Raw genomic sequence first — 21,811 nt, forward strand, 5'->3', positions numbered from 1 at the left:
GTGAGTTTTTTGCATAAAAAGCTACTCCCAAAAACACTAGGTTTTGGGAGTAGCTTTTACTGTTTAAGCAAGAGCTGCGTCATAATCTGATTTGAATTCACAAGTGTCATGATCACCTAAGCAAGTTGTTTCAACAAAAGTTGATTTAATTGCAGTCCCATCAATGTCTTCAGTTGTGTGAAGTGTTACCTTGTCACCAGGATAAAACTCGCCTTTACAAATACTAACGATCATTTGCTCACTAAGTTGTACGAATGGACATGCCATAATAAATCCCTCCAATGTAATGTATATGGTTCTTTTTGTTATTAATGCTATTCTATATTAAGTTTTTTGAAATGTAAAAAGTAAAATAAAATGAGAGTAATAATCAATAAATGTATTGATATAAAAGTATTATTGACGATAATGAGATTGAGAATCATTTTAAGTGATTGGTTAAAAATAATTATATAGATATAATTATTGGATTTCGATATTGAGAATACTCTATTGAAAACTCTTTATTTTTATCAATGATTTGTTAAGAGAGAATCATTATCAATTTTTAGCGAATACTTAAAGTGATTAAAAATTGGTTTGTCACAATTTAGACATATTCTCATTGTCACTAAAGTATTTTGTCAAATTATAAGTAAAATGAGTCATGCTTTTTTTGGAAGTCTTTGCAATTCAATGTGTATAATTAACAGAATAATAAGTATTTAAAGATTTCGATAATTAATAAGGATATCGTTGACTGTATTAATGAAATAAGTTAAAATTCTTTCATAATCTAATTCTCTAATACTCTAGTGAATTAAAGTGAAATGTGAGGAAGTGTCCATATGTCGTCGATAAAAATGTTTGAAAAGCCACTTGGAATGCGCGATACATTCCCGCAAATCTATGAGAAAGTTGAAGCAGTTAGACATGCGGGCAGAGACTTTTTATATAAAAGGGGTTATGAGTTTATTAAAACGCCTGCGGTGGAGTATTTCGATACAGTGGGGAAGGCTTCAGCGATTGCTGATGCTCATTTATTTAAGCTAGTGGATAGCCAAGGAAATACGTTAGTGCTGCGACCTGACATGACTACACCGATTGCTCGAGTAGCTACATCGAAACTATTAAAGGAAATGATCCCACTACGTCTTGCCTATTTTGCAAGCGTTTTTCGAGCTCAGGAAGCAGAGGGAGGCAGGCCGGCTGAGTTTGATCAAATGGGGATTGAGTTAATAGGTGATCAATCAGTTTTTGCTGATGCAGAAGTTATTGTAACAGCAATGGAGCTATTAAAGCATTTTAAATTGGAAGAGTTTAAAATCACAATTGGACATGCTGGTATATTAAATTGCATTTTACAAGATTACACAGAGAGTATCGAACAGCAAACAACGCTTAGAACATTGCTTGTCCAACGAAATTACGTAGGGTTTGAAGAAGCAGTAGAGTCATTTGATCTGCCTAAAGCTAAATCCGATGCCCTCTTACAATTTATTGAAGAAGCCATGAATGTCAGAGATATACGAGATATTGAAAAATATGTCCGCAAAAATGATGCATTAGAATATATGCAACAACTTGCTCAACTACTTGAAATGGCTGATTTAGCTGATTATGTAGCTTTCGATTTCACACTTTCGAGTCATATGAGTTATTACACGGGTATGCTATTTGAAGTATTTGCTGTGGGAAGTGGCTTTTTATTAGGAAATGGTGGTCGTTATGATGGCTTGTTAGAAGTTTTTGGTTCAAAGGTTGGTGCTACAGGATTTAGTATTCGTGTGGATCGTTTATTAGAAACATTAAACGGGCAATCTGTGAAACGACAGGAAGCAACAGTTGTTCTTTTTGAAGAAGAACAATTTGAGGAAGCTTTACTAAAGGTTAAAAATTTACGAGCAGCAGGAAAATTAGCTACTTTGCAGTTACGTAGTAGTCTAGTCGATGAGGCGGCTTTTTTAGCATACTTTACAGAAGTGGTGGTAGTTGGACAGGAGGAAGTTGGCGGTGAATGAATTAACGATTGCAATGCCCAAAGGAAGAATCTTTGAAGAGGCATATCAAATGTTGTTAGAGGCAGGTTTTAATTTACCAGAAGAAGTAGAAATGTCACGTAAATTAATGATTGAAATACCAGAGGAAAAAATTCGCTTTATTTTATCAAAGCCAATGGATGTTCCTGTCTATGTTGAACATGGTGTTGCTGATATTGGTATTGCTGGTAAGGATGTTTTGTTAGAGCAACAGCGAGAAGTGCACGAATTACTTGATTTGAAAATTAGTAATTGCTATATCGCTTCTGCAGGCCTACCAAACACCCCCATGAATGAGATTGCGCCTAGAATTGCTACGAAATATCCGAATATTGCCATGAAGTACTACAAAGGCATTGGAGAGCAAGTGGAAATTATCGAGCTCAACGGTTCTATTGAATTAGCACCAATGATTGGCTTAGCTGATCGAATTGTCGATATTGTTTCTACAGGTCGTACATTAAAAGAGAACGGCTTAGTAGAATATGAATTTATTACGGCTGTCTCTTCTCGATTAATTGCAAACCCTGTAAGTTATCGTATGAAAGGTGAGCGTATTATTGATCTTGTGAGGCGGTTAAAGAAATGTGTAAATGAGCAGAAAAAGTAATCATTTGTAGCTACATATGAAGGACTAAAGGGGATTAATCCTATGAAAATAACAAAGCTTGAAAAAGGCATTTCCTTAAAAAGACCACTTGAAGGAGGAAATGAAGAACAAATAAAAGTTGTACGACAAGTGCTTTCGGATGTTAAGACACAGGGAGATGCGGCGTTACGCACCTATACTGAGCGATGGGATGGCTATGTCACTAAAAATTTACGTGTCTCTGAAGAAGAAATACAAGAAGCAGTAAGTGAACTCGATCCTCAATTATATAAGGACTTAGCGGAAGCAGCAGAAAATATTCGTTTTTATCATGAACAACAGATACGTTCAGGGTATCACCTAGAACTGGGAGATGGTTCTTGGTTAGGCCAACGGGTAACAGCTTTAGATGCAGTAGGACTATATGTTCCAGGTGGTACAGCTGCCTACCCTTCATCAGTCTTGATGAATGTAATACCAGCGCAGGTCGCAGGGGTGAAACGTATTGTTATTACTTCACCTGCAGGGTCAAATGGGAAACTACCAGCAGGTGTACTTGTGGCGGCTCACCTTTTAGGGATTGATGAGATTTATAAAGTTGGTGGGGCACAAGCAATAGCTGCACTTGCCTATGGCACGGAAACAATTTCCCCAGTCGATAAAATAACAGGTCCAGGAAATATTTATGTGGCACTTGCCAAACGTGAGGTATTTGGAGAAGTAGCCATTGATATGATTGCGGGACCGAGTGAAATTGCTGTGCTGGCTGATGACACAGCCTATCCTGATGAAATTGCTGCAGACCTTTTATCACAAGCAGAGCATGATCCACTAGCTTGTTCAATTCTTGTCACAACCTCAGAGCAATTAGCCAAAAAAGTAGCTGAGGAAGTAGAGAAGCAGCTGCTGAACTTACCGCGTCAAGAAGTAGCTCGTGCCTCCATAGAGAAATTTGGGGTAATTTATGTAGCTGAAACATTGGCAGATGCAGTGGAAGCCATTAATTCATTAGCACCGGAGCATTTAGAAATTGTGATGGAAAATGCGGAGGCGTTAGCTGAGCAAATAAGACATGCTGGTGGTATTTTTATAGGTCGGTATAGTTCTGAGCCAGTTGGTGATTATTTTGCAGGGACCAATCATGTACTTCCAACTAATAGTACGGCTCGTTTTGCAAGTGGCTTAAATGTTGATGATTTTGTGAAAAAATCAAGTATTGTTTACTATAGTGAAAAAACCTGGAGAGACAACGCACCAAAAATTGCACGTTTAGCGCGTATGGAAGGCTTAGAGGGCCATGCTCGTGCAGTGGAATCACGTGGATGGGAGAAGGAATAGGACGATGACAGAAAAGAAACGATATGCAAAGATAGAGCGTACAACGAATGAAACGCAAATTTCTGTAGCAATTGATTTAGATGGTGAAGGCAAGGCAGATATCCAAACAGGCGTGGGGTTTATGGACCATATGCTTGACTTATTTATTAAGCATGGACTATTTAATGGCACAATACATGCAAATGGCGATACTTATATTGATGATCACCATACAACAGAGGACCTTGGTATTGTATTAGGACAGGCTGTTCGAGAAGCACTTGGTGATAAGAAAGGCATAAAACGCTATGGTAACGCCTTTGTACCGATGGATGACGCACTAGCTCAGGTAGTGGTCGATTGCTCGAATCGACCTCATCTAGAGTACCGTGTGCCAGCATTAAAAGAAAAAGTAGGAACGTTTGATACAGAATTAGTGCATGAATTTTTATGGAAATTTGCCCTTGAGGCAAGGATGAATGTTCATGTAATTGTACCTTATGGTCAGAATACACATCACATTATTGAGGCAATTTTCAAAGCATTAGCACGTGCGATTGATGCCGCAGTGGAAATTGACCCACGTGTTAAAGGCGTACCATCGACTAAGGGGCTGTTGACGTGAAAATAGGTGTCATTGATTATGGAATGGGTAATTTATTTAGTGTGGAGCAGGCATTAAAAAGGCTAGGCTGTGAAGTTATTATAACTGCTGATGAGAAGGCATTAGATACAGCTGACGCACTTTTATTACCAGGGGTGGGTGCATTCCCTGATGCCAGAAAGCGTTTAGCTGAAACAAACTTAGATCAATATTTACAGAAGGCACAAAGAGAAAACCGTCCACTTTTAGGAATTTGTCTAGGTATGCAATTATTATTCGAGCAAAGTGATGAAGTAACCCCAACAAAAGGGCTAGGGTTTTTCAAGGGGTGTATTAAACGCTTTAGTGGTAGCCAAGAGGGCCAAGCATACAGAGTACCGCATATGGGGTGGAATGAACTAATTGTGACAAATCGTCCTGCATGGTTACACAATGAAGTATCAGCGAAGCATGTCTATTTTGTTCACTCCTTTTATGCAACAGATATCGTAGAATCAGAGCTTGTTGCCTATGCTGATTACTTCGGCATTCAAGTACCTGGTATTGTGATGAATGGTTCTGTGACTGGCATGCAATTTCACCCTGAAAAATCAGGGGAATTAGGTGTTTATTTATTAGAGCAATGGTTGGAAGGTGTGAAGGCATGCTAACAAAACGTATTATTCCATGTCTTGATGTGAAAGAAGGTCGTGTTGTAAAAGGTATACAATTTGTCTCTATCCGAGATGCAGGAGATCCAGTGGAGCTTGCGAAGTTCTATGATGAACAAGGAGCAGATGAGCTTGTATTTTTAGATATTTCTGCATCACATGAAGGTCGAGAAACGATGGTAGATGTGGTTCGTCAAACAGCGGCTACGCTTGCCATACCCTTTACTGTTGGCGGAGGTATTCGTACGTTGGATGATATGAAGCGTATTTTACGAGCAGGTGCTGATAAAGTTTCAGTGAATACATCCGCGCTGGAAAGACCTGCCCTTATACAGGAAGGCTCTGATTACTTTGGCGCACAATGCATTGTTGTAGCAATCGATGCTCGCTATAGTGAGGAAGATAGCACATGGATGGTTTATACACATGGTGGTCGCAACAAAACCCCTTGGTCAGCCATTGAGTGGGCCAAAGAGGCTGTACGCTTAGGAGCTGGTGAGATTTTATTAACAAGTATGAATCAAGATGGAGAAAAATCAGGCTTTGATTTAGCCTTAACCAAAGCAGTGCGTGAAGCTGTGACAGTCCCTGTGATTGCTAGTGGTGGAGCGGGACATGCCGAACATTTTTATGAAGTATTAGCACAAGAGGTAGATGCAGATGCTGCACTAGCAGCCTCTATCTTCCATTATAAAGAAACAAGTGTAGCGCAAGTAAAGGAATACTTACGTGAAAAAGGAGTGGCAGTAAGATGATAGAGAACATTCAATTTGATGAGAGAGGTCTTGTTACAGCTGTAGTACAAGATGCCAATACAAAAGAGGTATTAACAGTAGCTTATATGAATAAGGAGTCATTAGCTAAAACAATTGACTCAGGGGAAACTTGGTTTTATTCTCGTTCCCGTCAAGAGCTTTGGCATAAGGGAGCAACAAGTGGCCATACACAACAGGTGGTTTCAATCAAAGCGGATTGCGATCAAGATGCTTTAATAGTGGAGGTTCTACCGACAGGGCCAGCATGTCATAATGGGACAATTTCTTGCTTCACTAAGGTTATTCAGCAAAAAGAGAAGGTAGGCTCTGTGGACATCGTTTCTAAACTTGCTCGTGTCATCGAAAAGCGAGAGCAGGAAATGCCAGAAGGAGCGTACACTACATATTTATTTGATAAGGGCATTGATAAAATCTGTAAAAAGGTTGGGGAAGAAGCAACAGAGGTGGTCATTGGTGCCAAAAACCGAGATGCTGAGGAAGTAAAATGGGAGGCAGCTGATTTAATTTATCACCTACTCGTATTATTACAAGAACAAAAAGTAAGCATTTATGATGTTCTGCATGTGTTGGAAAAACGTCACGAGGAGAAATAACAGCATATTATTGATTGTGTGGTATAATAGGAGTTACTGTGTAAAGGAACGTAGAATACGTTCCTTATTTCTTGTTTCGGAGGAAATATATTGGAAAAGAAACGTCAAAATGAGACTCAATCGAATATAGTGTCGTTCATTCCAACAGGCGACTATTATTATAAGAAATCAATTCAAGCAATGAACAGTGGACAAATGAATAAAGCCTATAAATATTTACAGCGTGCGGTAGATTTAAGTCCCGACGATCCAATGATTATCTTGCAGTTAGCCATAGTAGAGTTAGAAGGTCAACGTTTTGAGGAAGCGTATGACCTACTTCGTCGCGCCTATCAAATTGATCCAGATAATCCAGAAATCATATTTTACATGGCAGAAGTATCAGGGTGTGTAGGCATCATGCATGATGCAAAACGCTTTGCAGAAGAATATTTAAAGCTAGAACCTGAGGGTGCTTATGCCGATGAAGCAGCAGAAATATTAGAGTTTGTCGCTTTTGAGCAAGATGATTTTGAAGAGCTTGAAGGCTCTGGTGAGGATTTATATCGTCAGGAGCAAGCTCGTCGTTGTATGGAAAAGGGAGATTTTCCTGAAGCTATTACTATTTTAGAAGATTTAATTGAAGATCGACCAGCATTTTGGTCAGCCTATAATAATCTAGCACTCGCTTATTTTTATGTTGGAGAAGAAGAGCAAGCAAAGGCTCTCTTGCATACAGTGCTACGTGAAAATAAGGGCAATCTACATGCATTATGCAATTTAACGGTAATTGCGTATTATGAAAAAAATGAAGATGATTTACAAGAACTGTTAAATGTTCTTGTTAAAATTCAACCCTATACTTGGGAGCATCGTTATAAACTTGGTGCTACCTTAGCCTTAATCAGCCAATATGAATTAGCCTATAAATGGTTGCGCAGCATGCAAAAGAGAGGCTATGTAGGAGATGCAGGATTTTACTTTTGGCTGTCACATGCTGCTTATTTCTCAGGACATGAGGAGATTTCGAAAAGTGCGTGGGATCAGCTTCTAGAGCTAGACCCAGACAAAGAGGGCTTCGAACCTTGGCGCCAACAAGAAAATGAATTTGGACTTGATGCATTGGAGCATGATCGTGATTTTATCGTTGAAAAATTAGAGAGCACTTATACGAGTGAGCGCATTTTTGGTTTATTTTTACTGAAAGGTACAGCGCATAAGCAAGAAATTATCGCCCATCCGAAATGGATTAATATTGAACAATTAGGTTCTTTTGAAAAATTGTTTTTAGCTTATGCACTTGGACATGAATTTGATAAGAAAAATAAAGTAGAAGCAAGCTTTTTACGATCAGTACAGGTCTCAGAAATTTTATTAGAACAATATGGAAAGCTATCATCATTAATTGTACCGCTGTTTCAAATGTGGTTTGTGCTATGTGAACAAGCTTTAATAGAAAATTATCGTTTTACAAATCCAACAGCAATTGCAGGAGCAAATGATTATTTATTCAGATCTTCACAAATGCTTAAAGTGACAAAAAAGGAAATTGCGCAGCAATATGGAGTTTCTGTATCTACTTTATCAAAGTATATTGACGAAATCTTAACGTTTTTGCCAAACAGTCATGATTAATGTGTGAGCAACATAGTTGAATAACTTTATACTTTCACATACGATGAACATACTAACGCTATCACCAATTTTTCCTTAGCGTCATTGATCTTCTTCTATAGATGACGTTATATGTATTGGTTGAATGAAGATAAAAAGTATTCTGTTTAGGGGGAAGTATTTATGTCGGAAGAAAAAATTTATGATGTAGTAATTATTGGTGCAGGTCCTGCTGGGATGACTGCTGCTGTTTATACATCTCGTGCAAATTTGTCTACTTTAATGATTGAACGTGGCATTCCTGGTGGACAAATGGCAAACACAGAAGAAGTAGAAAACTACCCAGGTTTTGAGACAATTTTAGGACCAGAGCTTTCTACAAAAATGTTTGAGCATGCTAAAAAATTTGGTGCTGAATATGCCTATGGTGATGTAACGGAAATCATCGATGGAGAAGAATATAAAACAATTAAATCAGGTGCAAAAGAATATAAAACACGTGCCATTATTATCACCACTGGTGCTGAGTATAAAAAAATGGGTGTGCCTGGTGAAAAAGAGCTTGGTGGCCGTGGTGTCAGCTACTGTGCAGTATGTGATGGAGCATTCTTTAAACAAAAAAATCTAGTTGTCGTAGGTGGCGGAGATTCAGCTGTTGAAGAGGGTGTTTATTTAACTCGCTTTGCTGATAAAGTGACAATTGTCCACCGTCGTGATAAATTACGTGCACAAAAAATTCTCCAAGATCGTGCCTTTGCCAATGAAAAAATTGATTTCATTTGGAATGCAACTGTAAAAGAAATTAATGAAGCGAATGGTAAAGTTGGCAGTGTAACACTACAATCAACTGTCGATGGTACAGAATCTGAATTTGCTACAGATGGTGTTTTCGTCTATATAGGTATGCTTCCGTTAACGAAACCATTTGAGTCATTAGGTATTTTAAATGAGGCTGGCTATATTTTGACAAATGAAACGATGGAAACAAAAATCCCAGGTATCTTTGCAGCTGGAGATGTTCGTGAAAAATCACTTCGTCAAATTGTAACAGCAACTGGTGACGGTAGTATTGCCGCGCAAGCTGTTCAACATTATGTAGAAGAGCTATTAGAGAAAATTAATGCCTAATAGGGCTATTTTAAGGAAAAAAATACAATTTTAATGTGGTTTTAATATTGCTGTAACTTGAATGACATATAAAAGGTGTATGATTAAAAATGTAATTAGCAATCCCCCTTTTATTTTGTTTAGTAGGTTGTTTCCGCCTCCAATAGGTGGGAGCAACCTACTTTTTTATGTGTAAAAAATCAAATAATAATATCACGATAAACGTAAATTTCGCCCAAGATGAAATGGTTATCTTTGAATAGAACTAAATTGTTAATTGTCTACGTACAAGAGTTGTAAATGAGGACAAAACTTACAAGGTCTTGTTATAATGAAGAGTAGAATGCAAAAGTGATTAGAGGTGTGCCTATGCAAAGAATTGCAAATTTAATTGCCGTAAAAGACGGTAAAGTATTATTACTTCAGAAACCAAGACGAGGCTGGTATGTAGCTCCAGGAGGGAAAATGGAGAGTGGCGAGTCAATCTTCGAGGCTGCTATTCGAGAGTTTCAAGAAGAGACAAACGTCATACCTTTACATGTTCATTTAAAGGGTGTTTATACGATGATCATTAAAGAAAACAATGACGTAGTGGATGAATGGATGCTCTATACATTTGTTGCAAAGGATGTAGATGGAGTACCATTCGAAGAAACAAGAGAAGGCAAACTTGCATGGCACCCAGTAGAGGATTTAGCACATTTGCCAATGGCTGAAGGAGATCGAACTAATTTACAATTTGCTGTTTCGCAATCAGGCATTCAGTATGGCACGTTTGACTATACAACGAATTTTGAATTACTTCATCAGAAAATACAAATTTCAAAAGAACAATAAAGGAGTTGCATGACAGTGGTGGTTGAAGGCCAACAAAGTACACATGAATTGGTTATTATTACAGGAATGTCTGGGGCTGGGAAAACAGTAGCTATTCAAAGCTTTGAGGATTTAGGGTATTACTGTATTGATAATTTACCACCTGCGTTACTTACAACTTTTTTAACCTTATTAAGAGATTCTGGTAAAAACAGTACCCGAATTGCAGCAGTAATGGATATGCGCGGAGGCGACTTTTTTGATGCTCTAATTGGCGCATTAGACCATATACTAAAAGAAGGCGATATTGTTGCTCGTATTTTATTTTTAGATGCAGATGATGCCACATTAGTCAGACGGTATAAAGAAACGAGACGTGCACATCCATTAGCAGTGAATGGTTTACCTCTAGATGGAATTAAACAGGAACGAGTACTTTTATCTGAAGTAAAGGGTCGTGCCAATTTTGTTTATAACACATCTAACATGAAACCAAAGCAATTACGTGAAAAAATCGTAAAAGAATTTGCAAGTGAGGCAGATACTATTTTTACCGTTAACATTATGTCCTTTGGCTTTAAACATGGTATGCCGATTGATGCGGACTTAGTGTTTGATGTTCGTTTTCTTAAAAACCCATACTATGTGGAGGAGCTACGTCCAAAAACGGGTCTTCAAACAGAGGTATCTTCTTATGTGTTAGCGTTGGAAGATACGCAAATCCTTATACAAAAACTGACGGATTTATTAGACTTTATGATTCCTCTCTATCGACAAGAAGGTAAATCACAGCTTGTTATTGCTTTTGGTTGTACTGGGGGCCAGCATCGCTCCGTGACATTAGCAGAATTTTTTGGTGCATATTTTGCGGGCAAGGAAAATACGGTTATTACGCATCGTGATATTAATCGTAGAAAGGAATGAGTGAATGGGGAAAAAGCAAACAAAGCTTGTGGTAATTGGTGGTGGCACAGGGCTCTCCACGTTACTTCGCGGTCTGAAGCATCACCCATTTGATATTACTGCTATTGTAACAGTAGCAGATGATGGTGGATCTTCAGGTCGTTTACGTGATGATTACGATATCCCACCGCCTGGCGATGTACGTAATGTGATTGCAGCATTATCAGATATTGAGCCCCTTGTAGAGCAAATGTTTCAATACCGTTTTTCGGCATCTGAAGACTTACGAGGTCACTCCTTAGGGAATTTAATGCTTACAGCCCTTACTGATATTACTGGTGATTTCAATCATGCTATCAGTGAGATGGGAAAGGTTTTAAAAGTTCATGGTCGAGTTATTCCAGCAGCTAATAAAAAAATCACCTTACATGCTGTGCTTGAGGACGGTTCAATTATCGAGGGAGAATCAAAAATCCCGACAGCGACGAAACGCATTAATCGCGTTTTTTTAGTACCTGAAAATGTGCAACCGTTGCCAGAAGCTATTCGTGCAATACTTCGTGCAGACTATATTTTAATAGGACCAGGAAGCTTATATACAAGTATTATTCCGAATTTGCTTGTTAAGGAAATAGGTGAAGCAGTTGTTAAGGCTAAAGGAAGAAAAATATATGTTTGTAATTTAATGACACAAAAGGGTGAAACCATTTCCTATACAGCAGGCGATCATGTAACAGCCATACATAAGCATGTTGGCCATGATTTTATCGATTCCATTTTAGTAAATGATGAAGAACTCCCTAACCCTGTAAAAGAACTGTATAAAGAAGAAAGAGCGGAACCAGTAACATTTGACGTAGCAAAGCTTGAAAGTATGGGTTTAGAAGTTATCAAACGAGACATTGCTACAATTCGACCAGATGGAACGGTTCGACATAATGCTACAAATGTTGCAGAATGGCTGGTAGATTATGCTGATATTTACCATCAAAAAGTAAGAGGACCAATAATAGAAACATAATGGCTTTATTGTATATGGTAAGATGAACATATACATAGAAATCATGATTGAAAGGGGGGCGTGATATGTCTTTTGCTTCTGAAACAAAAAAAGAATTGACACAAATAGAAGCGGACAATCATTGTATGAAAGCAGAAGTTTCTGCCCTAATTCGTATGAATGGTTCATTATCCTTTGCAAATAAACAACTAAGCTTAGACGTGCAAACCGAAAACGCTGCAATTGCCAGAAGACTATATACGATTATGAAAAAATTGTATCCGTACAATGTTGAATTACTTGTTCGTAAGAAAATGCGATTGAAAAAAAATAATGTGTATATATGCCGTGTAAGAGAAGGAGCGCGTGAGCTATTAATTGATTTAGAAATCATCTCAGACGACTTTCAATTTAACCATACTATCTCAAGAAAGCTCATTCAAAAGAGCGGCCAAAAAAGAGCTTATTTAAGAGGAGCCTTTTTAGCAGGAGGTTCCGTCAATAATCCAGAAACATCGGCTTATCATTTAGAGGTTTATTCTTTATATAAAGAACATGGTGAGGCATTAATGGATTTGATGAATGAATTTGAACTCAATGCCAAAACAATTGAACGTAAAAAAGGCTTTGTAACTTACTTAAAAGAAGCAGAAAAAATTTCAGATTTCCTTAATATTGTTGGAGCGCATCAGGCTATGATGAAATTTGAAGATGTTCGGATTTTGCGAGATATGCGTAATAGTGTCAACCGTATTGTGAACTGTGAAACTGCCAATTTAAATAAAACCATTGGAGCAGCATTACGGCAGGTTGAGAATATTCGATTTATTGAAAATTCAATTGGTCTTGATCAACTACCGGAGAAGCTTCGTGAAATAGCACGTCTCCGTGTTGAATACCAAGATGTGACATTAAAAGAGCTTGGTGAAATGGTATCTAGTGGAACGGTTAGTAAATCAGGTGTTAACCATCGATTGAGAAAAATTGATGAGATTGCGGATGCATTAAGGCGTGGTGAAAAAATAGGTGGTTAAGTTATCATACTTCTCAGGTATGAATGTCATGCTAATCGCTTATTGTTCTTTTGCCAGTAAGTAAGGTAAGATAAAACTAATAGACGAACGGTAGTGAAGGGGAGTTTTGAGAATGATTGAGAGAAGAGTCCAGGTTAAATTAAAATTAGGACTACAAGCTAGACAAGCAGCACTATTTGTGCAAGAAGCAAATCGTTTTAGTGCTGATATCTTTCTAGAAAAAGATGAGAAAAAAGTAAATGCCAAATCCATTATGGGTGTTATGAGCTTAGCAGTTGCTAAAGGTACCGAAGTGACTTTAAGCAGTGAAGGTAACGATGCTGAGCAAGCGGTTACAGCATTGGCAACAATTATTGAAAATGAAGATTAACATTCATTAAATACAAAAGGCATCACAGAGCAATTCTGTGATGCCTTCTATTTTTTATTTATTATCGCTACGGTGCATAATATGATCGATTAAACCGTATTCTTTTGCACGTTCAGCAGTCATGAAGTTATCACGATCTGTGTCTCTTGCAATGACTTCAAGTGGTTGACCAGTGCGTTCAGATAAAATGCCATTTAATTTCTCACGTAAGAATAGAATACGTTTAGCAGCAATTTCAATTTCTGTCGCTTGACCTTGTGCACCACCTAGTGGTTGGTGAATCATGACTTCAGCATTTGGTAAGGCAAAACGTTTACCGGGTTCTCCAGCTGCAAGTAGGAAAGCACCCATTGATGCAGCCATACCAATACAAATTGTTTGTACCTGTGGTTTAATGATTTGCATTGTGTCATAGATAGCCATACCAGCCGTAATGGATCCGCCAGGTGAGTTAATATAAAGAGAGATATCTTTATCTGGATCTTCTGCTTGTAGGAAAAGAAGCTGAGCGACAATGGAGTTAGCAACATTGTCATCAATAGCACTTCCTAAAAGGATAATACGGTCTTTAAGTAGACGTGAATAAATGTCATATGCACGCTCACCACGACTAGTTTGTTCAATAACTGTAGGAATTAAATTCATGTTAAATCCTCCTTAAAAAGCTAAATTCGAATACCTTTGCTGAAAATTTTCCTTTGTATTTCAGCTGTATCCTTATCATACACATTATAGTCAGGGAAGGTCAAATATTAACCCTGCTAAAGTGAAATTAAAAAAAATAAATTGTTTTTGCATTCTATGGTTGAATTATATAGGATAGGCTTGTATAATGATTAAGGTTATAAGGTTTAAAGTACAGGACACTATTTTGCAGGTATGCTTCAAAAATGAGGGTTATCTACATCATGCTTTTCGTAAGCCTAGAGTGAGTACTTTTTTTTTGTGTCTTTTGCCCTCGTGGTGTAATGGATAACACGTAAGATTCCGGTTCTTGCACTGGGGGTTCGATTCCCTCCGAGGGCGCCATTTTACTGATCAATTGATATACTGTTATAGCTCATCTCCTAATAAGTAGTTTAGCAGCCTGCTTACTGGAGATCGAGAGGAAGAATAAAGGGAATACTGTCCTAGTTGGCATTATTCCCCTATTTATTCCTTTCAAACCTTCAAAAAAGCAACAACTCCAAATTATTTTTTAGTGAACATACTGTACGTGAGACTAGTAATAGTCGAAAAAAAAGAATCCTATCTGAGGGGATTCTTTTTTTTTGCCTAAATTTATCGAAATTTGGCATGGTTCTTATTGTATATATATTAGTTTTAGGTTAAATTTCTTGTTATTTATACATGTTTTTTTAAATTATATGAATTTATTATAAATTTATATGAAAAAATATTTAATTTTATGCGAAAAGTTGTTGTCTAAATACTATAATGTTAATATAATTGACCTAATAGTCTAACATTTCCGAATTGCGAAAAATAATGCGTAATTCGGAAAATTATCGAACTAGGGGGAAATACAATGAAAAAAACAGGTTGGATGTTACTGATGATTATTGCAGCTTTAACATTAGCACTTGCAGGTTGTGGTACAAAAGATGATGCATCTTCAGGTAGCTCATCTTCAGAAGATGGTGGAGATGGCAAAAAAGTTTACAAAGTAGGTACTGAGGCAACTTTTGCACCATTTGAATCTGTTGACGATTCAGGGAAAATTGTAGGGATTGATGTCGATATTCTACAAGCTATCGCAGATGAGATGGACTTTGAGGTTGAGTGGAATAATATTGGATGGGAGCCAGTGTTCCAAACAATTAAGAACGGTGAAACAGATATCGGTGCTTCTGGAATCACAATTACGGAAGAGCGTAAAGAATCATTTGATTTTACAGAACCGTATTATGAGTCTCAGTTATTAATTGTTGTGAAAGAAGATTCAAAGATTAAATCTCTTGATGAATTAAAAGATAAAAAAGTATCTGTACAAATCAATGCAACTGGTCATATGGCAGCGAAAAAGCTACAAGGGGAAGCAAGTACAAATATTATGGCTTTTGAAAGTCAGCCAATCGCTATCCAAGAGATGCTAAATGGTAATGTTGATGCAGCTATCGGAGATAATGCAGTAGTTTATGAATATATCAAAGCTCACCCAGATCAAAAACTAAAAGTAATTGAAGATGATGCATTCGAAAAAGAATACTATGGCTTCATGGTTCAAAAAGGGAATAAAGAATTGCTAGATAAATTAAACGAAGGTCTTAAAAAGATTAAAGAAAACGGTAAATTAAAAGAAATTACAGGCATTGATTTTCAATAAAAATGAATGAAATGATGCTACTAACATAGTAACTGTGCTAACAGCTCATTTATTAATTGTAATTTAAAGGGGAATGGGGTTTTCGGATGGACATCTTTGACTTACGCTGGGACATTGTCTGGAACTACCGAGATATGTTTATACGAGGTATTGGCGTAACACTTATTTTGACACTTAGTGGTTATTTTGGCGGTATTCTATTAGGACTATTTTTAGGCCTTGGAAAATTATCGAGTAAAAAATGGATTTATTGGCCATCTAAACTATATATCGATTTATTCCGTGGAACACCGATGCTTGTACAAATCTTGTTAATTCACTTAGCAGTTATTCCAACAATTTTTGGTCATTCTTTAGGTTATATGGTATCAGGGATTACAGCGCTTATTTTAAACTGTGCTGCTTATAATGCGGAAATTTTCCGTGCAGGGATTCAAAGTATTGCAAAAGGGCAAATGGAGGCTGCTCGCTCTCTTGGATTAACGCATAACCAAGCGATGCGTAAGGTCATTTTACCTCAAGCATTTAGACGTATGATTCCGCCATTGGGCAATGAATTTATTGCATTATTAAAAGATTCTTCACTCGTAACTGTAATTGCAGCACCAGATATTTTATACGCTAGTAAGGTCGTAGCTGGTGCAAGCTTCCGCTTCTGGGAACCGTATATCGTTGCAGCATTATTATATTTAGTGTTGACATATGGTGTAACGAAGATTGTAGCATTTATCGAGAAACGATTTAGCAATAGCTATGTCCCTCGTAAAGCTAAGGTAGAAGGGCGGGAAGCTAGATGATAAAAATTGAAAACCTACACAAATACTTTGGCAAGCTTGAAGTATTAAAAGGAATCGATTATGAAATTCAAGAAAAACAAGTTGTCTGTGTTATTGGGCCGTCTGGTTCAGGAAAAAGTACATTTCTCCGTTGCATCAATATGTTAGAAGAAGTAACGGATGGTGCTATTTATATTGAAAATGTAAAAATTAATGATCCTAAAACGAATATCAATGAAATTCGCGCTGAAGTGGGTATGGTGTTCCAACAATTTAACTTATTCCCGCATATGACTGTTATCGATAATGTCACGATGGCACCTATGCAAATTCGTAAAATGAATCGTACAGACGCAGAAGCTTTAGGACATGAGCTATTAAAAAAGGTCGGGCTCGACAGCAAGGCCTATAATTATCCTGAGCAGCTATCAGGTGGTCAGCAACAACGTGTGGCGATTGCTCGTGCCTTAGCAATGAAGCCAAAAGCTATTTTATTTGACGAGCCAACTTCAGCACTTGACCCTGAAATGGTAAAAGAGGTGCTAGATGTTATGAAAAATCTAGCAGCTGAAGGGATGACAATGGTAGTTGTGACACATGAAATGGGCTTTGCTCGTGAAGTAGGTGATCGAGTAGTCTTCATGGATGGGGGCTATATTGTAGAAGAAGGGTCTCCAGAGGAACTATTCGGCAATCCCCAAAGCGACCGTACGAAAGCGTTTTTAGGAAAAGTATTATAAAGCTGAAAAAGCGAACGACATGCTCGTTCGCTTTTTTTGTGCTGTTCTTATTTAATGAAGGGGATTAGATGTTGTGTCGAATGCATTCAGCATCGTTTGCATATCCTGTTGGGAATACTGAGGCACCTGATAATAGCCGTGTTTATTTTGATAAATAGATAATTCGTATCCCATTTCAATACAGTTAGGAATACTATCCGCAACAACGCGACGAACTACAGGGTTTGTTGTCTCCAACGCAGCAGTTGTCATACATTTTGCTGCTCCTTTTTGAGCTCCAAGTAAAAATCCGGAAATAGCTTCATCATTAATTTCATTAGCGTTTTGCATCGGCTTTTTTGGTTGACCAGGATTTAGGCCATATTTGAAATCATTTCCTGTTTCCATTTGGTAACGTCCTGTTGGAACAGATGGATCGTGTCCTGTTTTAAAGGACTCTACGATCGTATTGTACATACCAAGAGTGAAATTATATTGGCGATCCAAAATGTTGAGTAATTCAGGATCTTTTACATGGGGACGCAAAATAATCGCTTGGTTCATACCTGCAATAATTTCGCCAATTGTTTCATGCATGTCCATCATTTCATGTCCACCATGATTTAGGCTATGTTGTTGATTTAAATTTGTTTGGTTTGATGATTCATTGTAAAACGATTGTGACAAAAAAAACGCCTCCTCAATAATTTTTTGTTGCAGTATTTAGTATGTCGTGTCAATTCAATTTCATACGGTATAAATGTAAAGGTAAAAATGTAGACTAAAGATAGAAGGAAAAGCAAGTCAAGGAGGCTTAAAATTGAAAAAGTTACTTGGACCAATTGGAATAATTGTCATCATTCTTGTTGTAATCGCCTTATTATTTATACCTAAATACAATAGTCTGGTGACAGCCGAGGAAAATGTTGATTCTAAATGGGCACAAGTTGAAAATCAGCTCCAACGTCGCTATGATTTGATTCCCAATCTAGTGGAATCTGTGAAAGGCTATGCGAATCATGAGCAAGAGGTGATAGCGAATATTACGGAGGCACGTGCACAAATGGGAAGTGCAAGCTCACCAGAGGAGCAAGCTGTTGCCAATGATGCTTTAACTGGCGCTCTTAGTCGTTTACTAGTAGTTGTAGAAAATTACCCAAACTTAAAGGCAGATGCAAACTTCCGCCAGTTAATGGATGAGCTAGCAGGTACGGAAAATCGTCTGGCAGTAGCACGTGAGGATTACAATAATGAGGTGCAGCAATTCAATAAACATGTTAAACGTTTCCCGGGGAATTTAATGGCAGGGATGTTTGGCTTTGAACAAAAAGAATACTTTAAAGCCACAGCAGGAGCTGACAAAGCACCATCTATCGATTTTAGTCAATCGGGTACACATTAATGAAACGCTGCATTGTACAGATAATCATCGTTTGTTCGATGCTTCTTTTTTTCTCGAATCTAGCAGAAGCAACAATGCCATCACCGATGAAAAATACGTATATACATGACTTTGCCAATGTAATTTCTGCGAATGTCAAAGAAGAGATAAATCAATATTCTGAGCAGTTGGATCAAGGCACGGGTGCTGAAATCATGGTAGTCACAGTTGATAGTCTTCATGGACAAGAGCCGAAAATGTATGCGACAAAATTGATTCGGTCATGGGGCATTGGTGACAAGGAAAAAAATAACGGTGTCCTGATTTTAGCTACCTTAGGTCAAGGGGAAGGAAATAACGACGTTGTAATTGCCGTGGGTCAGGGATTAGAAGGAGCATTACCAGATGGTAAATTAGGACGCATTTTAGATAATGCATTTTATCCCTCAGCAAGTGCTGGTAATCTAGACCAAGCTTTTCAAGCAACCTATTCTGAAGTTTTCCGCGCTGTTGCCCAAGAGTATAATTGGAACGGTGATTTGCCAGCGCAAACAAAAGAAGAGGATGACATACCCACTTGGTTAATTATCCTAATCATTATCGTTGTTATTATTATCTATTCATTCTTTTCGAAAGGCGGCGGAGGTCCTCGCTCTGGAGGCTATGGCGGTTATCCAGGAAGTTTTGGTGGAGGTTCGAGTAGAGGGGGCTTTGGCGGATTTGGTGGCGGATCTTCTGCTGGTGGAGGAGCAAGCAGGAAATTTTAATAGAGTATGGCGAACTATTCTATATAGTTCGCTTTCATTTTGGCTTAATTTAAAAACCTCTCAATTATTGACAATAATGCTAGAATTGTTATAATTTAAATATATCGACAAACGATATAGCGTAAACTGATATAGGGAGGAATCATTTTGAAAAAAAGATTTTTATCTGCATCGTTAGCAATTATTTTAACAACCTCTGTAGTTATTCCTGCAACAATGCAAGAAGTCCGTGCTGCAAATGAAACTAATAGCACAGTAACAGCACAAGAAGAACGTGTGTCAGCGCAGGAATTTTTGAATTTAGCTGTAACAACTTTAACATTCCAACACGGTTCAGATTCAATGCGTCAACAAATTATTGATAAATGGGTCAAGGCTGGAGAATTCACAGATTTAAGTTTGACAATTAAACGTGATGAAGCGGCTCGTATTTTAGTTAGAGCGTTAAATAAAGAAGAAAAAGAAGCTTCGCTTGCTGACTATTTAGAGAAGGCCAATAAGATTGGTTTATTTAATGGCTTAACATTAAATACAGAAGCAATTTCAAAACAAGATGCAGTAAAAATATTAAACAATGCAAAACAAATAAAAAATGGTTCCAATCATGAAGGTGTAAAGGAAATTTCAGTTGAAGACTTTATGAAAAATCCTGGTAATTTTGGTTATGAACTTTCGCCAGATGGCAATTACATTACTTTTTCCTCTGCTTGGGAGAACAGAGCGAATGTTTTCGTGAAAAAGATGAATGATGATAGTGAGCCTGTTCGTGTTTCCAATTCAAAAGATCGAGACGTTGCAGGATTTTACTGGAAGGATAATAATTTACTCTACGTAAAGGATAAAGGTGGAGATGAGAATTTCCATATTTATTCTACAACATTTAATGGCTCTGAGGAAAAAGATCTAACGCCATATCCAAATGTCACAGTTGGGATATTAAGTGGCCTACAGGGTGTTAAAGATGAAATTCTTATCATGATGAATAAGGAAGATGCAACAGTTTTTGATGTCTACAAGTTGAATGTAAAGACTGGGGAAACAACTCACGTTGCAAAAAATCCGGGTAATATTACGAGCTGGCTAGCCGATCGCAATGGAAATGTGCGAATTGCCGTAGCCTCAGATGGTGTGGAAGGAACGATCCTTTATCGAGATTCTGAAAAGGATGAATTCAAGCCATTTATTGAAATGGAAGCTGGAGATGAAGTAATGCCACTAGCTTTCTCAAAAGACAATCAATACATTTACGCTACATCTAACAAAGGTAGAGACAAAGTAGAAGTTGTGAAATACGACTTAAAAGGTAATGAAGAAGTAATTATGTCTAATGATCAAGTAGATGTTTCTGGTGTCTTATATAGTGCCGAACACGATAAATTGCTATATGGTGCGTATATAACAGATAAACCACATTACCAATTCTTTGACGAGAACTTTGAAAAGCTTTTCCGTAAAATCCAAAGCAAGCTGAATGTGCATGAAAGTGAGCTTGGTATCAATGATTACAATAAAGAAATGACCAAATTTATTGTGAGTGTTTCAAGTGATACTGTCTATGGAAAATATTATTATTACGATTCTACGACAGATGAATTAACCGAGTTGGCCACTTTAAGCCCTTGGTTAAATCCGAATGAACTGGCAGAAATGCATCCAATTTCATATAAGAGCCGAGATGGCTTAACGATTAATGGCTATTTAACTTTACCGAAAAATAAAGAAGCAAAAGATCTCCCTCTTATTGTCAATCCTCATGGTGGGCCTTGGGCACGTGATATGTGGGGCTTCAACCCAGAAGTACAATTATTAGCTAATCGTGGCTATGCAGTGCTACAGGTGAATTTCCGTTCATCAACTGGATATGGTAAAGAATTCCTTCAGGCTGGTAATAAGCAATGGGGTCTGAAGATTCAAGATGACATCACTGATGGTGTCCAATGGGCAATTGACCAAGGCATTGCAGACCCTGATCGCATCGGTATTTATGGGGCATCATTTGGTGGTTATGCAACATTAGCGGGTATTACGTATACACCTGATTTATATGCTGCTGCAGTTGATTATGTAGGGGTATCTAACATATTTACATTATTAAATACCATCCCTCCTTACTGGGAAACTATGCGTAACATGTTTTATGAGCGCGTAGGTCATCCAGAGAAAGACAAAGAATTGTTAACTGCTGTTTCACCAGTTTTCCATGCAGATAAAATCAAAACACCATTATTTGTCGCACAAGGAGCAAATGACCCACGTGTAAACAAAGCAGAATCCGATCAAATTGTGGAAGCCTTACGCGCTAGAGGTGTGGATGTAGAGTACATGCTAAAAGATAATGAAGGACATGGCTTTGCAAATGAAGAAAATAGAATTGAATTCTATAATGCCATGGTAAAATTCTTCGATAGTCATTTAAAATAATTTAAAACGAAAGGCATTGATGTGTAGCTTGCTCACAATCAATGCCTTTTT

At 37.7% G+C, this 21,811-nt stretch carries 23 protein-coding genes and 1 tRNA gene; 21 read left to right on the top strand and 3 right to left on the bottom strand.

The features are described from left to right. Positions 1 to 63: 63 nt before the first annotated feature. Positions 64 to 267, bottom strand: coding sequence for a hypothetical protein (locus C7B89_RS01215; protein ID WP_054549571.1), 204 nt, complete (start codon positions 265 to 267; stop codon positions 64 to 66). A gap of 560 nt (positions 268 to 827) precedes the next feature. Here C7B89_RS01215 and C7B89_RS01220 point away from each other — a divergent pair. The 14 genes from C7B89_RS01220 to C7B89_RS01285 all read left to right on the top strand — a co-directional run bounded on the left by C7B89_RS01220 (position 828) and on the right by C7B89_RS01285 (position 13,370). Further along, positions 828 to 2,000 carry an ATP phosphoribosyltransferase regulatory subunit gene (locus C7B89_RS01220; RefSeq protein WP_048390842.1) on the top strand — a complete coding sequence of 391 codons (1,173 nt, stop codon included), beginning with the start codon at positions 828 to 830 and terminating at the stop codon, positions 1,998 to 2,000. Continuing rightward, on the top strand, positions 1,993 to 2,628 hold the full coding sequence (hisG, locus tag C7B89_RS01225; protein WP_115673011.1) for an ATP phosphoribosyltransferase: 636 nt from the start codon (positions 1,993 to 1,995) through the stop codon (positions 2,626 to 2,628). Before C7B89_RS01220 ends, hisG begins: the two co-directional genes overlap by 8 nt. Positions 2,629 to 2,670: 42 nt before the next feature. Further along, complete coding sequence (hisD, locus tag C7B89_RS01230) at positions 2,671 to 3,945, top strand: histidinol dehydrogenase (protein WP_115673012.1); 1,275 nt, start codon at positions 2,671 to 2,673, stop codon at positions 3,943 to 3,945. 4 nt (positions 3,946 to 3,949) lie between these two features. After that, positions 3,950 to 4,549 carry an imidazoleglycerol-phosphate dehydratase HisB gene (gene hisB, locus C7B89_RS01235; RefSeq protein WP_004227994.1) on the top strand — a complete coding sequence of 200 codons (600 nt, stop codon included), beginning with the start codon at positions 3,950 to 3,952 and terminating at the stop codon, positions 4,547 to 4,549. After that, entirely contained in the window at positions 4,546 to 5,178 is a 633-nt protein-coding gene (hisH, locus tag C7B89_RS01240) for an imidazole glycerol phosphate synthase subunit HisH (RefSeq protein WP_048390850.1), read from the top strand. The genes hisB and hisH overlap by 4 nt, the downstream gene beginning before the upstream one ends. Further along, the gene (hisF, locus tag C7B89_RS01245; RefSeq protein ID WP_066037088.1) at positions 5,172 to 5,933 is read left to right on the top strand and encodes an imidazole glycerol phosphate synthase subunit HisF; all 762 of its coding nucleotides are present in this window, start codon (positions 5,172 to 5,174) and stop codon (positions 5,931 to 5,933) included. Before hisH ends, hisF begins: the two co-directional genes overlap by 7 nt. After that, complete coding sequence (gene hisIE, locus C7B89_RS01250; protein WP_115673013.1) at positions 5,930 to 6,547, top strand: bifunctional phosphoribosyl-AMP cyclohydrolase/phosphoribosyl-ATP diphosphatase HisIE; 618 nt, start codon at positions 5,930 to 5,932, stop codon at positions 6,545 to 6,547. The genes hisF and hisIE overlap by 4 nt, the downstream gene beginning before the upstream one ends. Positions 6,548 to 6,637: 90 nt before the next feature. After that, complete coding sequence (locus C7B89_RS01255; RefSeq protein ID WP_048390855.1) at positions 6,638 to 8,161, top strand: tetratricopeptide repeat protein; 1,524 nt, start codon at positions 6,638 to 6,640, stop codon at positions 8,159 to 8,161. A gap of 162 nt (positions 8,162 to 8,323) precedes the next feature. Further along, positions 8,324 to 9,268, top strand: coding sequence for a thioredoxin-disulfide reductase (gene trxB, locus C7B89_RS01260; protein WP_054549567.1), 945 nt, complete (start codon positions 8,324 to 8,326; stop codon positions 9,266 to 9,268). A gap of 348 nt (positions 9,269 to 9,616) precedes the next feature. Beyond that, on the top strand, positions 9,617 to 10,084 hold the full coding sequence (locus C7B89_RS01265; RefSeq protein WP_048390859.1) for an NUDIX hydrolase: 468 nt from the start codon (positions 9,617 to 9,619) through the stop codon (positions 10,082 to 10,084). Between the two features lie 9 nt (positions 10,085 to 10,093). Continuing rightward, entirely contained in the window at positions 10,094 to 10,987 is an 894-nt protein-coding gene (rapZ, locus tag C7B89_RS01270; protein WP_054549566.1) for an RNase adapter RapZ, read from the top strand. Between the two features lie 4 nt (positions 10,988 to 10,991). Beyond that, positions 10,992 to 11,987, top strand: coding sequence for a gluconeogenesis factor YvcK family protein (locus C7B89_RS01275; RefSeq protein WP_054549565.1), 996 nt, complete (start codon positions 10,992 to 10,994; stop codon positions 11,985 to 11,987). Positions 11,988 to 12,052: 65 nt separating this feature from the next. Next, a complete protein-coding gene (gene whiA, locus C7B89_RS01280) occupies positions 12,053 to 13,000 on the top strand; it encodes a DNA-binding protein WhiA (RefSeq protein ID WP_004228019.1) in 948 nt (315 codons plus the stop codon). A 112-nt stretch (positions 13,001 to 13,112) separates the two neighbouring features. Continuing rightward, complete coding sequence (locus tag C7B89_RS01285; RefSeq protein WP_004228023.1) at positions 13,113 to 13,370, top strand: HPr family phosphocarrier protein; 258 nt, start codon at positions 13,113 to 13,115, stop codon at positions 13,368 to 13,370. 54 nt (positions 13,371 to 13,424) lie between these two features. Here C7B89_RS01285 and clpP read toward each other — a convergent pair whose 3' ends face one another. Then, positions 13,425 to 14,015 (bottom strand): ATP-dependent Clp endopeptidase proteolytic subunit ClpP, encoded by a 591-nt coding sequence (gene clpP, locus C7B89_RS01290; RefSeq protein ID WP_004228025.1) that lies wholly within the window; start codon positions 14,013 to 14,015, stop codon positions 13,425 to 13,427. A gap of 309 nt (positions 14,016 to 14,324) precedes the next feature. Between clpP and C7B89_RS01295 the strand changes: the two genes are divergently transcribed. From C7B89_RS01295 to C7B89_RS01310, 4 genes are all read left to right on the top strand, one after another. Next, positions 14,325 to 14,399 (top strand) — tRNA-Arg (locus C7B89_RS01295). A 499-nt stretch (positions 14,400 to 14,898) separates the two neighbouring features. Beyond that, positions 14,899 to 15,696, top strand: coding sequence for a basic amino acid ABC transporter substrate-binding protein (locus C7B89_RS01300; RefSeq protein WP_004228033.1), 798 nt, complete (start codon positions 14,899 to 14,901; stop codon positions 15,694 to 15,696). Between the two features lie 86 nt (positions 15,697 to 15,782). Then, complete coding sequence (locus C7B89_RS01305; RefSeq protein ID WP_004228035.1) at positions 15,783 to 16,493, top strand: amino acid ABC transporter permease; 711 nt, start codon at positions 15,783 to 15,785, stop codon at positions 16,491 to 16,493. Then, entirely contained in the window at positions 16,490 to 17,212 is a 723-nt protein-coding gene (locus C7B89_RS01310; RefSeq protein ID WP_048390865.1) for an amino acid ABC transporter ATP-binding protein, read from the top strand. The genes C7B89_RS01305 and C7B89_RS01310 overlap by 4 nt, the downstream gene beginning before the upstream one ends. A 51-nt stretch (positions 17,213 to 17,263) precedes the next feature. Here the strand turns inward: C7B89_RS01310 and C7B89_RS01315 are convergent, their stop codons facing one another. Further along, positions 17,264 to 17,878 carry a spore coat protein gene (locus C7B89_RS01315; RefSeq protein WP_004228038.1) on the bottom strand — a complete coding sequence of 205 codons (615 nt, stop codon included), beginning with the start codon at positions 17,876 to 17,878 and terminating at the stop codon, positions 17,264 to 17,266. 133 nt (positions 17,879 to 18,011) lie between these two features. Between C7B89_RS01315 and C7B89_RS01320 the strand changes: the two genes are divergently transcribed. The 3 genes from C7B89_RS01320 to C7B89_RS01330 all read left to right on the top strand — a co-directional run bounded on the left by C7B89_RS01320 (position 18,012) and on the right by C7B89_RS01330 (position 21,760). Beyond that, positions 18,012 to 18,593, top strand: a complete 582-nt coding sequence (locus C7B89_RS01320; RefSeq protein WP_048390866.1) for a LemA family protein — start codon at positions 18,012 to 18,014, stop codon at positions 18,591 to 18,593. Then, entirely contained in the window at positions 18,593 to 19,339 is a 747-nt protein-coding gene (locus C7B89_RS01325) for a TPM domain-containing protein (protein WP_048390868.1), read from the top strand. The genes C7B89_RS01320 and C7B89_RS01325 overlap by 1 nt, the downstream gene beginning before the upstream one ends. A gap of 147 nt (positions 19,340 to 19,486) precedes the next feature. Beyond that, on the top strand, positions 19,487 to 21,760 hold the full coding sequence (locus tag C7B89_RS01330; RefSeq protein WP_115673014.1) for a S9 family peptidase: 2,274 nt from the start codon (positions 19,487 to 19,489) through the stop codon (positions 21,758 to 21,760). Positions 21,761 to 21,811: the final 51 nt, after the last annotated feature.

It is taken from the genome of Lysinibacillus capsici, from assembly GCF_003367505.1.
GTDB lineage: Bacteria > Bacillota > Bacilli > Bacillales_A > Planococcaceae > Lysinibacillus > Lysinibacillus capsici.

Coding starts and splice junctions, on each gene's coding strand:
- C7B89_RS01215 (WP_054549571.1), bottom strand. CDS start 267: ATGGCATGTCCATTCGTACAACTTAGTGAGCAAATGATCGTTAGTATT.
- C7B89_RS01220 (WP_048390842.1), top strand. CDS start 828: ATGTCGTCGATAAAAATGTTTGAAAAGCCACTTGGAATGCGCGATACA.
- hisD (WP_115673012.1), top strand. CDS start 2,671: ATGAAAATAACAAAGCTTGAAAAAGGCATTTCCTTAAAAAGACCACTT.
- hisB (WP_004227994.1), top strand. CDS start 3,950: ATGACAGAAAAGAAACGATATGCAAAGATAGAGCGTACAACGAATGAA.
- hisF (WP_066037088.1), top strand. CDS start 5,172: ATGCTAACAAAACGTATTATTCCATGTCTTGATGTGAAAGAAGGTCGT.
- hisIE (WP_115673013.1), top strand. CDS start 5,930: ATGATAGAGAACATTCAATTTGATGAGAGAGGTCTTGTTACAGCTGTA.
- trxB (WP_054549567.1), top strand. CDS start 8,324: ATGTCGGAAGAAAAAATTTATGATGTAGTAATTATTGGTGCAGGTCCT.
- C7B89_RS01265 (WP_048390859.1), top strand. CDS start 9,617: ATGCAAAGAATTGCAAATTTAATTGCCGTAAAAGACGGTAAAGTATTA.
- rapZ (WP_054549566.1), top strand. CDS start 10,094: ATGACAGTGGTGGTTGAAGGCCAACAAAGTACACATGAATTGGTTATT.
- C7B89_RS01275 (WP_054549565.1), top strand. CDS start 10,992: ATGGGGAAAAAGCAAACAAAGCTTGTGGTAATTGGTGGTGGCACAGGG.
- whiA (WP_004228019.1), top strand. CDS start 12,053: ATGTCTTTTGCTTCTGAAACAAAAAAAGAATTGACACAAATAGAAGCG.
- C7B89_RS01285 (WP_004228023.1), top strand. CDS start 13,113: ATGATTGAGAGAAGAGTCCAGGTTAAATTAAAATTAGGACTACAAGCT.
- clpP (WP_004228025.1), bottom strand. CDS start 14,015: ATGAATTTAATTCCTACAGTTATTGAACAAACTAGTCGTGGTGAGCGT.
- C7B89_RS01300 (WP_004228033.1), top strand. CDS start 14,899: ATGAAAAAAACAGGTTGGATGTTACTGATGATTATTGCAGCTTTAACA.
- C7B89_RS01305 (WP_004228035.1), top strand. CDS start 15,783: ATGGACATCTTTGACTTACGCTGGGACATTGTCTGGAACTACCGAGAT.
- C7B89_RS01310 (WP_048390865.1), top strand. CDS start 16,490: ATGATAAAAATTGAAAACCTACACAAATACTTTGGCAAGCTTGAAGTA.
- C7B89_RS01325 (WP_048390868.1), top strand. CDS start 18,593: ATGAAACGCTGCATTGTACAGATAATCATCGTTTGTTCGATGCTTCTT.